General features: G+C 58.1%; 13 protein-coding genes. 3 read left to right on the forward strand and 10 right to left on the reverse strand.

Going from position 1 to position 14,498, the window contains the following annotated elements:
- Window positions 1–37: 37 nt before the first annotated feature.
- The 5 genes from acnA to topA form a co-directional block, all read right to left on the reverse strand.
- Window positions 38–2,710: an aconitate hydratase AcnA gene (acnA, locus tag C3F38_RS15755; protein WP_055316716.1), complete on the reverse strand. Its 2,673-nt coding sequence runs from the start codon at window positions 2,708–2,710 to the stop codon at window positions 38–40.
- A 223-nt stretch (window positions 2,711–2,933) separates the two neighbouring features.
- Window positions 2,934–3,185, reverse strand: a complete 252-nt coding sequence (locus C3F38_RS15760) for a hypothetical protein (RefSeq protein ID WP_038886047.1) — start codon at window positions 3,183–3,185, stop codon at window positions 2,934–2,936.
- A complete protein-coding gene (locus C3F38_RS15765) occupies window positions 3,178–3,705 on the reverse strand; it encodes a DUF2778 domain-containing protein (protein ID WP_071934063.1) in 528 nt (175 codons plus the stop codon). Before C3F38_RS15765 ends, C3F38_RS15760 begins: the two co-directional genes overlap by 8 nt.
- 189 nt (window positions 3,706–3,894) lie before the next feature.
- The gene (gene cysB / locus C3F38_RS15770) at window positions 3,895–4,869 is read right to left on the reverse strand and encodes an HTH-type transcriptional regulator CysB (protein WP_004930690.1); all 975 of its coding nucleotides are present in this window, start codon (window positions 4,867–4,869) and stop codon (window positions 3,895–3,897) included.
- A gap of 361 nt (window positions 4,870–5,230) precedes the next feature.
- Window positions 5,231–7,828 carry a type I DNA topoisomerase gene (topA, locus tag C3F38_RS15775; RefSeq protein ID WP_038881773.1) on the reverse strand — a complete coding sequence of 866 codons (2,598 nt, stop codon included), beginning with the start codon at window positions 7,826–7,828 and terminating at the stop codon, window positions 5,231–5,233.
- 427 nt (window positions 7,829–8,255) lie between these two features.
- On the opposite strand from topA, the gene C3F38_RS15780 reads away from it, so the two are divergent.
- Window positions 8,256–8,507: a YciN family protein gene (locus C3F38_RS15780; RefSeq protein ID WP_055316717.1), complete on the forward strand. Its 252-nt coding sequence runs from the start codon at window positions 8,256–8,258 to the stop codon at window positions 8,505–8,507.
- Between the two features lie 51 nt (window positions 8,508–8,558).
- On the opposite strand, the gene sohB is transcribed toward C3F38_RS15780, so the two are convergent.
- A complete protein-coding gene (gene sohB / locus C3F38_RS15785) occupies window positions 8,559–9,605 on the reverse strand; it encodes a protease SohB (RefSeq protein ID WP_055316719.1) in 1,047 nt (348 codons plus the stop codon).
- Between the two features lie 359 nt (window positions 9,606–9,964).
- Between sohB and C3F38_RS15790 the strand changes: the two genes are divergently transcribed.
- Window positions 9,965–10,726 (forward strand): YciK family oxidoreductase, encoded by a 762-nt coding sequence (locus tag C3F38_RS15790; RefSeq protein WP_055316721.1) that lies wholly within the window; start codon window positions 9,965–9,967, stop codon window positions 10,724–10,726.
- 13 nt (window positions 10,727–10,739) lie between these two features.
- A complete protein-coding gene (cobO, locus tag C3F38_RS15795; protein ID WP_038877297.1) occupies window positions 10,740–11,330 on the forward strand; it encodes a cob(I)yrinic acid a,c-diamide adenosyltransferase in 591 nt (196 codons plus the stop codon).
- A 37-nt stretch (window positions 11,331–11,367) separates the two neighbouring features.
- On the opposite strand, the gene rluB is transcribed toward cobO, so the two are convergent.
- The 4 genes from rluB to C3F38_RS15815 all read right to left on the reverse strand — a co-directional run bounded on the left by rluB (window position 11,368) and on the right by C3F38_RS15815 (window position 14,477).
- Window positions 11,368–12,273 carry a 23S rRNA pseudouridine(2605) synthase RluB gene (gene rluB, locus C3F38_RS15800; protein WP_025303042.1) on the reverse strand — a complete coding sequence of 302 codons (906 nt, stop codon included), beginning with the start codon at window positions 12,271–12,273 and terminating at the stop codon, window positions 11,368–11,370.
- A 163-nt stretch (window positions 12,274–12,436) separates the two neighbouring features.
- On the reverse strand, window positions 12,437–13,234 hold the full coding sequence (locus C3F38_RS15805; RefSeq protein WP_047730563.1) for an alpha/beta fold hydrolase: 798 nt from the start codon (window positions 13,232–13,234) through the stop codon (window positions 12,437–12,439).
- A gap of 147 nt (window positions 13,235–13,381) precedes the next feature.
- On the reverse strand, window positions 13,382–13,741 hold the full coding sequence (locus C3F38_RS15810; RefSeq protein WP_047730562.1) for a Rap1a/Tai family immunity protein: 360 nt from the start codon (window positions 13,739–13,741) through the stop codon (window positions 13,382–13,384).
- Between the two features lie 115 nt (window positions 13,742–13,856).
- Window positions 13,857–14,477 carry an L-threonylcarbamoyladenylate synthase gene (locus tag C3F38_RS15815; protein ID WP_033643268.1) on the reverse strand — a complete coding sequence of 207 codons (621 nt, stop codon included), beginning with the start codon at window positions 14,475–14,477 and terminating at the stop codon, window positions 13,857–13,859.
- Window positions 14,478–14,498 lie beyond the last annotated feature (21 nt).

Raw genomic sequence — 14,498 nt, forward strand, 5'->3', positions numbered from 1 at the left:
AATCAGGGCGCCTTACGGCGCCCTTTTTATTGCTTAATTACAGCATTTTCCTGATCACATAGTGCAGAATGCCGTCGTTTTCGTAGTAGGTCAGCTCATTGCCGGTATCGATGCGGCAACGGGTGTCGATCACTTCCTTGCGCCCGTCGGCATAGGTGATATGCACCGGCACCGTCTGGCCCGGCTGCAGCTGCTGCAGGCCGCCGACGCTGATCTGCTCATCCCCGGTCAGCCCCAGGGTTTTGCGCGTCACTCCCTGCGGGAACTCCAGCGGCAAAATCCCCATGCCGATCAGGTTGGAGCGGTGGATACGCTCGAAGGACTCGGCAATCACCACCCGCACGCCCAGCAGGCGCGGCCCTTTCGCCGCCCAGTCGCGGCTGGAGCCGGAACCGTACTCTTTACCGGCGATCACCGCCAGCGGCACCTTCTCCTGCTGATACTGCATGGCGGCGTCGTAGATAGACAGCTGCTGCTGCGACGGAGTATGGCGGGTATAGCCGCCTTCCACGCCCGGCACCATTTCGTTGCGGATGCGGATGTTGGCGAAGGTGCCGCGCATCATCACTTCGTGGTTGCCGCGGCGCGAGCCGTAGGAGTTGAAATCCTGCGGCGCCACGCCGTGCTCGCTCAGGTAGCGCCCTGCCGGGCTGTCGCGCTTGATGTTGCCCGCCGGCGAGATGTGGTCGGTGGTCACCGAATCGGCCAGAATCGCCAGAATGCGCGCGTCTTTGATGTCCTGCACCGGCTCCGGTTTCACCTTCATGGTGCTGAAGAACGGCGGATGGCGGATATAGGTAGAATCCTCCTGCCACTGATAGGTCGCCGAACCGGCCACCTGGATCGCTTGCCAGTTGGCGTCGCCGTCGAACACTTCGCCGTATTCCTTGTGGAACATCTCGGTGCGCACTTCTTCTACCGCCTGAGCGATGTCCTGGCTGCTCGGCCAGATATCCTTCAGGTAGACCGGTTGACCGTCGTTGCCCTCGCCCAGCGGCTCTTTGGTCAGATCAATCTTCATGCTGCCCGCCAGCGCATAAGCCACCACCAGCGGCGGCGAGGCCAGCCAGTTGGTTTTCACCAGCGGGTGAATACGCCCTTCGAAGTTGCGGTTGCCCGACAGCACCGCGCCCACGGTCAGATCGCCCTCTTTGATCGCCTGCTCGATCGGATCCGGCAGCGGCCCGGAGTTACCGATGCAGGTGGTGCAGCCATACCCCACCAGGTTGAACCCCAGCTCTTCCAGATAGGCGGTGAGTTTGGCGCTGTCGAAGTAGTCGGTTACCACTTTGGATCCCGGCGCCAGCGAGGTTTTTACCCAGGGTTTGCTGCGCAGCCCTTTCTTGACGGCATTTTTCGCCAGCAGGCCGGCCGCCATCATCACGCTCGGGTTGGAGGTGTTTGTGCAGGAGGTGATCGCCGCGATCACCACCGCGCCGTCGCGCAGTTCGTGCTGCTGCCCGTCCAGCGTAAAGGTTTTGCTGTCGGTATCGGCCTTGTGCCCCCCGATATCCAGCTCGGTGGCAGCCTTGAACGCCTGCGGCACATTCGGCAGCGCAACGCGATCCTGCGGGCGTTTCGGCCCGGCGAGGCTGGCTTCCACGGTTGACATGTCCAGCGCCAGCGAGCTGGTGAAGACCGGTTCATCACCCGGGTTACGCCACATGCCCTGCGCTTTGGCGTAGGCTTCCACCAGTGCGATTTGTTCGGCGCTGCGGCCGCTGAGCTTCATATAGCCGAGCGTAACGTCATCCACCGGGAAGAAGCCACAGGTGGCGCCGAACTCCGGCGACATGTTGGCGATGGTTGCCCGGTCCGCCAGCGGCAGATCGGCCAGCCCGTCGCCGTAAAACTCGACGAACTTGCCGACAACGCCGTGCTTGCGCAGCATTTGGGTCACGGTCAACACCAGGTCGGTGGCGGTAATGCCCTCGCGGAGCTTGCCGGTCAGCTTGAAGCCGACCACGTCCGGGATCAGCATCGACACCGGCTGGCCCAGCATCGCCGCCTCCGCTTCGATGCCGCCGACGCCCCAGCCGAGGATGCCGAGGCCGTTGATCATGGTGGTGTGGGAATCGGTGCCCACCAGCGTATCGGGATAAGCCACGCGTCGGCCGCTTTCGTCGCTGTGCCAGACCGTTTGGCCAAGGTATTCAAGGTTAACCTGGTGACAGATGCCGGTGCCCGGCGGCACTACGCGGAAGCGGTTGAAGGCTTTCTGCCCCCAGCGCAGAAAGGTGTAGCGCTCGTGGTTGCGCTGCATTTCGATACGCACGTTGTCTTCAAAGGCGTTGTCATCGCCAAATTCATCGACGGTAACCGAGTGGTCAATCACCAGATCCACCGGCGACAGCGGGTTCACCTGGTCGACGTTGCCGCCCAGCCGCCGTACCGCTTCGCGCATCGCCGCCAGATCCACCACCGCCGGTACGCCGGTAAAATCCTGCATCAGCACGCGCGCCGGACGGTAGGCGATCTCACGGTCAGCATGGCCGGTTTGCAGCCAGGCAACGATGGCCTTGAGGTCGTCAACCTGCACGGTGTCGCCATCCACATGGCGCAGCAGGTTCTCCAACAGCACTTTCATTGATTTCGGCAACCGGTCGATATCACCCAGTTGCTTCGCCGCCAGCGGCAGGCTGTAGTAGTAATACTCGCTATTCAGCGCAACCAGCTTATCCAGACTCGTTTCACGAAGATCGGACGACATAGCTCCTCCATTTCTTATTGTGACTAAAACAGGGTAATCAGTGAGGTCTTGTTTAAAGATACCACAAAGATAAGTTAACGTTTTGATAACAACACGATTTGATCACAACGATAGGCGGGAACAATCAGCAGGAAGGAAGTACGAGCGCCGCCAAGGGGTTAGGCAATGCGCCAACAAAAACGCCGCAGCGAGGCGGCGTTTTGGCAGGGAAAATCCCGCGGCTTTAGCGGGGTTTACGCATTAAGCGTTTGACGACGGCCATTAAAATAAATGTCGCGAGCAACATATAGGTTATCACCACGGGGAGAAACGCTGGATCAAACTCTCCATCACTTTTCGCTATGTTAGCGGCATTCATCCAATCACCAACCTGATTTACAGTCATATCAACCAGATTTTTAAGCACCGGGATTTTGTTAAGAATAAAAAACGACGCTATGAAACAAGTTGCAAACAGCATCAAATTCTTAAACATCGCAAGCCTCGTAGTTAGTTGAACCCGTAACATCTACCCTACCATAGGACATGATACCTACACGTGAGCCGGGGATTTTGAATTTTCTACGTTGGACGAGTGCGTGTCGAAATCGATTAAAATCAGCAATATGGTAGAAGGTAATGCAACCCCATGATTCTCCTTCGCCATTAGGTCTCAATGGATGAATGCGAAAGCCGCCTCGATCTTGTCCATTAATCCACAAATTATCGGTAAGCGTTTGGAAACTGAACAAACCAAGCCACGTAGAATGGTTTGTTCCATGCCATATGTCTTTACCTAATGACTCCAGCTGGTTTCGTATACTCCCATGAGGGCGATCAACAATCCAATACTGCCCCGGGGGTAGCGCCCCTTTGTCTCTGAAAGAGCAATCAGGACGATTTAGCATACTCGGCTTGCCTGAAAACACCGGAAACGTCCCCACCCAGTAGACGTGGAGTTTCAGCACGCGGCGGTCTGGAGAGGCATCGTTGTAGTTAAGTCTGCATATCTGCATATCTGCATAACGTTGAATTTCCTTATTCAATGATCCGAACGTTTGCACTCTACTCAGACGCTAACGGGTTGAAAAGAGGGCAGCGACTTTTCAGGATGATCCTGAGAAGCAAGAAGGCGCGGATTTCCGGGCTAAAAAAAACCCGGTTAGGCAGGCGCCTTTCCGGGTTTGATTTGATATCGTCGATAGTTACTTAATCGGCAGCTTGATGTCCTTGAACATCGCTTCGATCTCTTCGTTGGAGCGCAGCGCCACCGCGCTGTCGACCACATCGCGCGTCAGGTGCGGCGCGAAGCGCTGAATGAAGTCGTACATGTAGCTGCGCAGGAAGGTGCTGCGGCGGAAGCCGATCTTGGTGGTGCTGTAGGTGAAGATATCACGCGCATCCACCGTCACCAGATCCGGATCCTGAACCGGATCCACCGCCATGCTGGCGATCACCCCCACCCCCAATCCCAGACGCACGTAGGTTTTGATCACGTCGGCGTCGGTGGCGGTAAAGACGATGCGCGGCGTCAGGCCGGCGCGGTTGAAGGCGGTATCCAACTCCGAACGCCCGGTAAAGCCGAAGGTGTAAGTGACGATCGGATAAGCCGCCAGCTCTTCAATGCTGATGCTGCTTTTGCCCGCCAAAGGATGGTCGGGCTTCACGACTACCGCGCGGTTCCAGTGATAGCACGGCAGCATGATGAGATCGTCGTACAAGTGCAGCGCTTCGGTGGCGATGGCGAAATCGGCGGTCCCTTTGGAGACCGCTTCAGCGATCTGCGTCGGCGAGCCCTGATGCATGTGCAGCGAGACGCGCGGGTAACGCTCGATGAAGCCTTTGATTACGTTGGGCAAGGCGTAGCGAGCCTGGGTATGCGTGGTGGCGACGTACAGCGAGCCTTTGTCCGGGTAGGTGTGTTCACCGGCGACGGCTTTGATGGCGTCCACCTTGGACAGCACTTCACGTGCGATGCGAATGATTTCCTGGCCGGCCGGGGTGACCTGGGTCAGGTGTTTGCCGCTGCGGGCGAAAATCTGGATGCCCAGCTCATCTTCGAGCATGCGCACCTGTTTACTGATGCCGGGTTGCGAGGTATAGAGCCCTTCTGCCGTCGAGGAGACATTCAGGTTGTGGTTAACCACTTCCACAATGTAACGAAGCTGCTGCAATTTCATATCTTATACCATCCTAGGTTAAACACTGCGGCTTACCCGCAGCCAGGTATATCGGTGTCGCCCCGGTATGCTGAAACTCACAAGCCATAAACACCGTGTTTTACCCTGATGGTGAAGAAAACGCCGTTGTTAATAAGCTTTAATAATAAAAAAACTTTTTATATAACCACTATACCACGTTGCAGCTTCAAGTATAGATCCGCGTCACACTATGATAACGATTATTTTGCATTGGTATCAACGTGAAACGGCGGTGGCGGAGGGATAAAAACAGCAAAGGATAGATCCGTTTGCCGCTTTTCACCAATAAAAAAACCAGCCGCCGGGGCTGGTTTTTCATCTTACTGGCAGGACAGCGGCCTTACTTCTTGCCTTCGACCCACTTGCCGTCCACGTAGAACGCGGACCAACCGGTCGCCTTGCCATCTTTTTCAGAAGAGACGTACTGCTGTTTGGTTTTACGGCTGAAACGCACCAGCGTTTTATTGCCTTCGGCATCCGCCACCGGCGCATCGGCCAGATAGCGCAGCTTCTCCGGCAGGCGATCCTTGAAGCGAGCCAGCTCTTCCACCAGCGGCGCACGGGTCTCGCGCGATTTAGGGAAGGTGTTGGCCGCCAGGAACACGCCGGCAGCGCCGTCACGCAGCACGAAATAGGCGTCAGACTTCTCGCACGGCAGCTCCGGCAACGGCACCGGATCTTCCTTCGGCGGCGCGACATCGCCGTTACGCAGGATCTTGCGGGTGTTTTTACAGTTCTCGTTGGTACAGCCCATGTACTTGCCGAAACGCCCCATTTTCAGGTGCATTTCCGAGCCGCACTTGTCGCACTCCACCACCGGGCCATCGTAGCCTTTCAGGCGGAACTCGCCCTCTTCGATTTCATAGCCGTCACACGCCGGGTTGTTACCGCAAACGTGCAGCTTGCGCTGGTTGTCGATCAGATAGCTGTCCATCGCCGTACCACATTTCTTGCAGCGACGGCGGGCGCGCAGCGCGTTGGTTTCCGCGTCGTCGCCTTCGAGGATGTTGAGCACTTCCGCTTCAGGCACCAGATTGATGGTGGTTTTGCAGCGCTCCTTCGGCGGCAGCGCATAGCCGGAACAACCGAGGAACACGCCGGTGCTGGCAGTACGGATACCCATCTTGCGGCCGCAGGTCGGGCAGTCGATGCTGGTCATCACCATCTGGTTAGGCCGCATGCCGCCTTCTTCCGGATCTTTCTCCGCCGTTTCCAGCTGCTCGCTGAAGTCGACGAAGAACTCGTCCAGCACCGCTTTCCACTCGGCCTGGTTGTTGGCGACCTCATCGAGGCCGTCTTCCATGCGCGCGGTGAAGTCATAGTTCATCAGCTCGCGGAAGTTTTCTTCCAGACGATCGGTGACGATCTCGCCCATTTTCTCGGCATAGAAGCGGCGGCTTTCCACCCGCACATAACCGCGATCCTGAATGGTCGAGATGATGGAGGCGTAGGTGGACGGACGGCCGATACCGCGTTTTTCCAGCTCTTTCACCAGCGAGGCTTCGCTGTAGCGCGCCGGCGGCTTGGTGAAGTGCTGGCTCGGGATCAGTTTCTGCAGATCCAGTTCGCTGCCGATTTCGACGTATGGCAGGGTGCGATCTTCATCGCCCTTGCGCAGCGCCGGCATCACCTTGGTCCAGCCGTCAAAGCGCAGCGTACGGCCCTTGGCGCGCAGCTGATAATCGCCGGCTTTCACCGTCAGCGTGGTGGAATCGTATTGCGCCGGCGTCATCTGGCAGGCGACGAACTGGCGCCAGATCAGCTGATACAGCTTCTGCGCGTCCGCTTCCATGTCTTTCAACTGCTCGGCGAGCACGTTCACGTCCGAAGGACGGATCGCTTCGTGCGCTTCCTGCGAATTCTCTTTGCTGCTGTACTGATTCGGCGCCTTCGGCAGGTATTTGTCGCCGAAGTTGTCGCCGATGTAGCCACGCACCATGTTGAGCGCATCCTGGCTCAGGTTGGTGGAATCGGTACGCATATAGGTGATGTGGCCGGCTTCATACAGCCGTTGCGCCATCATCATGGTTTTCTTCACGCCGAAGCTCAGTCGGGTGCTGGCGGCCTGTTGCAGCGTGGAGGTAATGAAAGGCGCGCCCGGTTTGCTGCTGGTCGGTTTGTCTTCGCGATCCAGCACCGTGTAACGGGCTTTTTCCAGCAGCTTGACCGCGGCGTGAGTCTGCTCGCGGTTGACCGGCTTGAACGGTTTGTCGTGCGCGTGGGTCACTTCCATCTGCAGCGCGGTTTCACCCTTCGCCAGCAGATCGGCATGCAGCTCCCAGTACTCTTCCGGCACGAAGGCCTTGATGTCGCGCTCGCGCTCAACCACCAGGCGCACCGCCACCGACTGCACGCGGCCGGCGGACAGACCGCGGGCGATTTTCTTCCACAGCAGCGGCGAGACCATATAGCCCACCACGCGGTCCATGAACCGGCGCGCCTGCTGCGCGTTGACGCGGTCAATGTTCAGCTCGCCCGGCTGTTTGAACGCCTGCTGGATCGCGTTTTTGGTGATTTCGTTAAACACCACGCGGCTAAAACGTTTGTCATCCCCACCGATCACTTCCCGCAGGTGCCAGGCGATGGCTTCCCCTTCGCGGTCAAGGTCGGTTGCGAGATAAATGTGGTCGGCGTTTTCCGCCAACGATTTTAACTCGGCGACCACTTTTTCTTTACCCGGCAGGATTTCATAATGCGCTTTCCAGCCGTGGTAAGGGTCGACGCCCATGCGATTTACCAGCGCCGCCTTCTCATCTTTTTTAACTTTTTTCTTGGCTTTGTCTTCGGTTGAGTCAGCGCTCTTTTTGCTGGCTGAGCCACTGGTCGGCAAATCACGGATATGACCGACGCTGGACTTCACCACGTAGTCACTTCCTAAATATTTATTAATAGTTTTGGCTTTTGCCGGGGACTCAACTATTACGAGAGCTTTACCCATATTTACCTTTACCTAATTTATTTCTTCTAAAAAGAAGTCTTTTATCTCGCCGTGCCGCGGCAATTCGTGTCTCTTTTTTTATATTGCGGCAGTCTGGCAAGAGATCAACAGATTTTTTTCTTTTGGTTGCCCAACTGCTCAACCTGAACGCAAGTTGTTGATCCTGCCTGCTATTCACCCATGCCCCAGAAGTATGGCTGTGTGAGTTTTATTCATGGCGTAAACAAAACCTTCCACCTGACGCCGCAAAATCCCACACTGTACCTGATAAAAAGCGTCACGCAACCTAATTAGCACGGAAAGACCGATTTCGCCAACCGGCGGGCGCCCATGGCCATCCAGACGGCAAATAAACCTTAGTCGGTTTGCGGATAAAAGCGAACCGGCGTTAGAATATGTGCAGAGTTTTTAGTTTGGAGTCTAATAAATGCGCACAAATACTGCCCCTATCAGCCGCGAGGCCCTGCTGGCGGAGGCAAATAACATCATCCGCCAACACGAAGATTATCTGCACGGCATGATCGCCACCGACGTTGAACAAAAAAGCGGCGTTTTAGTTTTCCGCGGCGAATACTTTTTGGATGCCGATGGATTGCCCACCGCCAAAACCACCGCGGTATTTAATATGTTTAAACATTTGGCCCATCAGCTTTCGGAAAAATACCACCTGGTCGATTGAGAAAAGAAAACGGGGGCACCTGGCCCCCGTTGATTCACGCTATCGCCACCGTTACAGCAGCGGCTTTTCACCACGCTGCCACCAGCGCAACAGCAAGCGATCGACGCTTTCCGCCGCGCTGCCGGTGAAGCGATCCATCAGGCGTTTGCGGCGCGTATAGCGCACGGCGATCACTTCGTGGTTGTCCAGCTCGGCGATCAGCAAGTCATCGCTGGTGCCGATGGCGTCGATCAGCCCCTTCTCTTTCGCCTGTGAACCGAACCAGTGCTCACCGGTGGCGACGCTGTCGATGTCCAGCGACGGGCGCTGCTCATGCACGAAGCGCTTGAACAGCTCGTGGGTTTCGTTCAGATCTTCGCGGAACTTCTCCCGCCCCTGTTCGGTGTTTTCACCAAACAGCGTCAGCGTACGTTTAAACTGCCCGGCGGTGTGCAGCTCCACGTCGATGTCGTTCTTCTTCAGCAGGCGGTGGAAGTTCGGGATCTGCGCCACCACGCCGATGGAGCCGATGATGGCGAACGGCGCCGCCACGATGCGATCCGCGACGCAGGCCATCATGTAGCCGCCGCTGGCCGCCACTTTATCCACCGCTACCGTCAGGCGAATGCCGCCTTTGCGCAGGCGCTCCAGCTGCGAGGCCGCCAGGCCGTAGCCGTGCACCACCCCGCCCGGGCTTTCCAGGCGCAACAGAACTTCATCCTGCGCCGACGCTACCGCCAGCACCGCCGAGATCTCTTCGCGCAGCGAGGTCACCTCGTGCGCGTCCATGCTGCCCTTGAAGTCCAGCACATACAGGCACGGCTTAGTCACTTCCACCGCGCCGGACTTGGCACGCTGCTTCTTCAGCTTGTCGTCGGCCTTGGTCTGCTTCTTGAACTGTTTCAGCCAGACCTTCTGCTCGGTGGTATCCATACGCGCCAGGCGCATATCACGCTGCATCTCGCGATACTGTTCACCGAGATCGGTCAGCTGCAGCTCCCCTTTCTGGCGGTTCTTGCGTTGCCCCAAACTGACCGCCAGGATGGCCAACGCGGCGATGGCGAGCACCACCGTGGCGACCTTGGCCAGAAACAGGCCATAAACAGATATAAACTCCACAGATTCCGCCTTTATTTACAGGTTGTTAGTATACTTCTTTCCATTTTAGCCAACCGCAGCGGCTGCTGTCGCGGCTAAATGAAAATTCATTGCGCACGGATCATCACTATGGGGACGATTCAAGGCCGAACCAAGGCGCCGCCGCCGTGCTTTTGTTACAAAAGAATGCCATTTCAGCCTGCTACGCATTGAAAATGCCCACGGATTAAGGCATATAACACCCATTATTCATCAATACGATGAGACGGATTCGCTGCGCGGCCCGCAGACGGTCGAGCCTTTGCTCCCGCCCCGGCCGCGTGTTTCACCCTTGCTCCCCGATATTCGCGGGAGGACAGCCACCCAGGCGAGGATTTATCGTGCATTACCAACCCAAACAAGATCTGCTCGAACAACGTATCATTTTGGTCACCGGCGCCGGCGACGGCATCGGCCGCGAAGCGGCGCTGACCTACGCGCGCTTCGGCGCTCAGCTGGTGCTGCTGGGGCGCACCGAGAGCAAACTGCTGGCGGTACAACAAGAGATCGCGGCCCAGGGCAGCGCCCCGGCCCGGGTGGTGACGCTGGACTTGCTGCACGCTACTCAGGAGCAATGCCGGCAGGTAGCCGACGATCTGGCGAGCCAGATCCCCCGCCTTGACGGCGTGCTGCACAACGCCGGCCTGCTCGGCGACATCGCGCCGATGGCCGACCTGTCGATGACCATGTGGCAAGAGGTGATGCAGGTTAACGTCAACGCCACCTTTATGCTGACTCAGGCGCTGCTGCCGCTGCTGCTGAAATCCCACGCCGGTTCGCTGGTGTTCACCAGTTCCAGCGTCGGGCGCACCGGCCGCGCAGACTGGGGTGCCTATGCGGTGTCGAAGTTCGCCACCGAGGGAATGATGCAGGTGTTGGCCGACGAGTATAAAAACCGCAATTTGCGGGTGAACTGCATCAATCCGGGCGGCACCCGCACCAAAATGCGCGCATCTGCCTTTCCGCATGAAGACAAGAACAAGCTGAAAACCCCGGCCGATATCATGCCTCTGTATTTGTATCTGATGGGCGAAGACAGCCGCCGCAAAACCGGCATGAGCTTCGACGCACAGCCGAACCGTAAACCCGGCGCGGCCGAATAATAAGGAGCGTTTCATGGCGGAAGATCGTCATCAACAGCGCCAGCAGCGCCTGAAAGAACAGGTCGATGCCCGCATCGCCGCCGCGCAGGACACGCGCGGCCTGCTGCTGGTGTTTACCGGCAACGGCAAGGGTAAAACCACGGCCGCCTTCGGCACCGTCACCCGGGCGGTTGGCCACGGCATGCGCGCCGGGGTGATCCAGTTCATCAAGGGCGAGTGGCCCAATGGCGAAAAAAACCTGCTGCAGCAACACGGCGTTGAATTCCAGGTGATGGCCACCGGTTTTACCTGGGAGACGCAGAATAAAGCCGGCGATACCGCCGCCTGTCAGGCGGTGTGGCAGCACGGCAAACGCATGCTGGCCGACAGCAGCCTGGATCTGGTGCTGCTGGACGAAGTGACCTACATGCTGACCTACGATTATCTGGAACTGGAAGAGCTGAAGGCAGCGTTGCTGGGGCGCCCTGCGCACCAAACGGTGATCCTGACCGGGCGCGGTTGCCATCGCGATCTGCTGGAACTGGCGGATACGGTCACGGAGATGCGGCCGGTAAAACACGCGTTCGATGCAGGCGTGAAGGCGCAACAGGGGATCGATTGGTAACAAAAAGTTCTGGCCCCGAACGGGGCCAGAATGAGGGTTAGCTGCGTTTGCTTGGCTTGCCCGGTTTACCCGGCTTGCTACCTGGCGCACTGCGGCGGCCGCTGCCGGCCACCTGAGAGTGGCGCTTGACCGCGCGGCGGATCTGGTTGGCCTTCACGCGGCGGCGTTCACGCTCCACCGGCATTTTGCTGACCGTTTCCGGCTTCAATTCCACCAGCTCGCGCAGGTAGTTGATCGCCGGCAGATCCAGCTCGGCCCAGCCGCCGCGCGGCAGGCCTTTCGGCAGATCGATGTCGCCGTAGCGCACGCGGATCAGGCGGCTCACCTGCACACCCACCGCTTCCCACAGGCGACGCACTTCACGGTTACGACCTTCGGTCAGGGTCACGTTGTACCACTGGTTGAGGCCTTCACCGCCCTGGAAGCTGATGGTGCGGAAGGCGGCCGGGCCGTCTTCCAGCTGCACACCCTTGCTCAGCTGCTTCACTTTCGCATCGTCAACCTGGCCGAACACGCGTACCGCGTACTCGCGCTCCACTTCACGGCTCGGGTGCATCAGACGGTTGGCCAGTTCGCCATCGGTGGTGAACAGCAGCAGACCGGAGGTGTTGACGTCCAGTCGCCCTACCGCCACCCAGCGTGAACCACGCAGCTTCGGCAAGCGATCGAACACCGTCGGGCGGCCTTCAGGATCGCTGCGGGTACACAGCTCGCCTTCCGGTTTGTAGTAAGCCAGCACCCGGCAAACCACCTCTTCGGATTCTTTGATCGACAGGACATGGCCATCCAGACGAATTTTCATCGCTGGGGTCACTTCAACGCGATCGCCCAGCTTGGCGACCTTGCCGTCGACGCTGACGCGCCCGGCTTCAATCATGGTTTCGATTTCACGACGCGAGCCATGCCCGGCGCGCGCTAAAACTTTCTGTAACTTTTCGCTCATTGAGCAACCTCTAATGTCGCCTTCACAGGCGTCGGGGGGATAACCGCCGCGGCCAAGCGCCACCACGGTAATAATACGTTTATCAGGATCGAACCGCGCATTATACAGGCTTTCTAAGGTGTTGAAACCCACTTTATCGGCGGTGGCCCCCTTCAGACGGCGTTCACGGCGCCAAAAAATCCTCCACCGCCCACAGCACCGCGTCGGGCCGTTCCAGAATGCCGAGGTGAGTACGAGCCTCCCCTAACCGTACCACAGAGAAAAACGGCTGCTCGGCGGCAAAAGCCTGCTGCTGCCGCAGATAGTCGTCGCGGCGATCCAACGAGTAAATATGCCGGCACAGCGGCGGCGCGCTCATTCCCGCCAGGCGTTGCAGCGGCGAGCCGAATTGCCGGTAGGCCTGTTCGATGGCCACGCCGGCGGCACGCCAGAGCCGGTAATCTTCCTGCGCCATCTCGACCTCCAGATGGCGTTTGACCCGATCGTGGCGTATGCCCCCCTGCCAGAAGTCGAACAAGGCGTCGCGCGTCGCCAGCCACTGCTGCGGCTGCTGCATACGGCTCACAGCCGTAAAGAACGCCGGCTCCGGCTGCGTCATGATCCAGTCGAGAAACACCATGCCCCGTATCCGCTGCGGCAACGCTTCGGCCAACGCCACCGCCAGCCAGCTGGCATGCGCCACCGACAGAGTGATCACGTCATCCAAACGCAGCGCCGTCAGCAGCTGACGCACATCTTCCAGCAAATCGTCCGCCGCCAGCGACATCCCCGACGCTTTTGACGACAGGCCGTGGCCACGCCAGTCGATGCTGATCACCCGATAGCGTTCAGCCGCCAAGGCGATAAACGGCGCAAATACGGTTTTCGGCTCGCACCAGCCGGGCAGCAACACCAGCGTGAGCGGCCCTGAGCCGATATCCTGATAGTCGAGCATCATGTTGGCGCTGTGAAATGCGGTCATATTACCTCCTGCGCGTCTCTCCCCGACCCGTTCGGGAAATACCGAGGGGATAAGGTGACAGCGCAGCAGGCATTGATCTATTGAAGTTCGTGCGGAAAGAGCCCGAGCGCACCTTATGAAAAAATGCGCACGAATTGGAATAGGAACTTAATGACGCACGCAGGGATAGGCGGCGGTTAACGCCAGCATGATCACCGACGGCGCGGAATAATGCAGCTGCTCAGGATGCGCGTTCAAATACTGCATCACCGCGTCGGCGGCTACGCCGATGCTAATCCCGGCTTCGGGGCAAATATTGCGGTTGCCCTGCATGGAGTAGGTATCGAATACGCCGGCGACGTATCCCATGAACATGCCGCCATTCAGCGCTTCGGCCACGGTGGCTTCACCGCTTTTATTTTTTACGTAACCGCCGGATTCCGCCAGCAAACCGCTGCCCGAATAAAACCCCGCATTTGCCATTGAGGAAAATAATAAGGCCGCTAAAAAAGAAACCTGTTTAATCATTGCTGCGCATCCTGCCCATTATCAATTCTGAAGTATTCAAGAATAGCGGCTTTCATGCGAAATAGCGTCGCTTCAGCCGATTTTCAGACAATGGTCAAGGTGGCAACAATTGACATCAACGGAAAGGCGCCGCGTCACCCGCTCCTTCACGCACCACTTCCGGTGAGGATTCGGTCAGATCGATAACCGTCGTCGGCTGTTGGCCGAGGAAGCCGCCGTGGATCACCAGATCGACTACCTTGCCCAGGTGATCGCTGATCTCTTCCGGATCGGACTCGGCAAAGTCATTGCCCGGCAGCATCAGCGTGGTGGACATCATCGGTTCGTTCAGCGCCTCCAGCAGCGCCAATGCGATCGGGTTTGACGGCACGCGCAGGCCGATGGTTTTGCGCTTTTCATTCATCAAACGGCGCGGCACTTCTTTCGTCGCTTTCAGAATGAAGGTGTAGTTGCCCGGCGTATTGTTTTTGATCAGGCGAAACGCCGTATTATCGACGTGCGCATAGGTCGACAGCTCGGACAGATCGCGGCACATCAGGGTAAAGTTGTGGTTGCCGTCCAGCTGACGGATGCGGCAAATGCGTTCCATCGCCGCCTTCTCTTCCAGCATGCAACCCAGCGCATAGCCGGAATCGGTGGGATAAACGATCACCCCGCCCTTGCGCAGCACCTCAACCGCCTGGTTAATCAAACGCGGCTGCGGGTTGTCCGGGTGAATATAAAAAAGCTGACTCATGACTTGCTCCTAAAATGATGC

Origin of the sequence: Serratia sp. SSNIH1 (assembly GCF_002935055.1) — a bacterium.
GTDB lineage: Bacteria > Pseudomonadota > Gammaproteobacteria > Enterobacterales > Enterobacteriaceae > Serratia > Serratia nevei.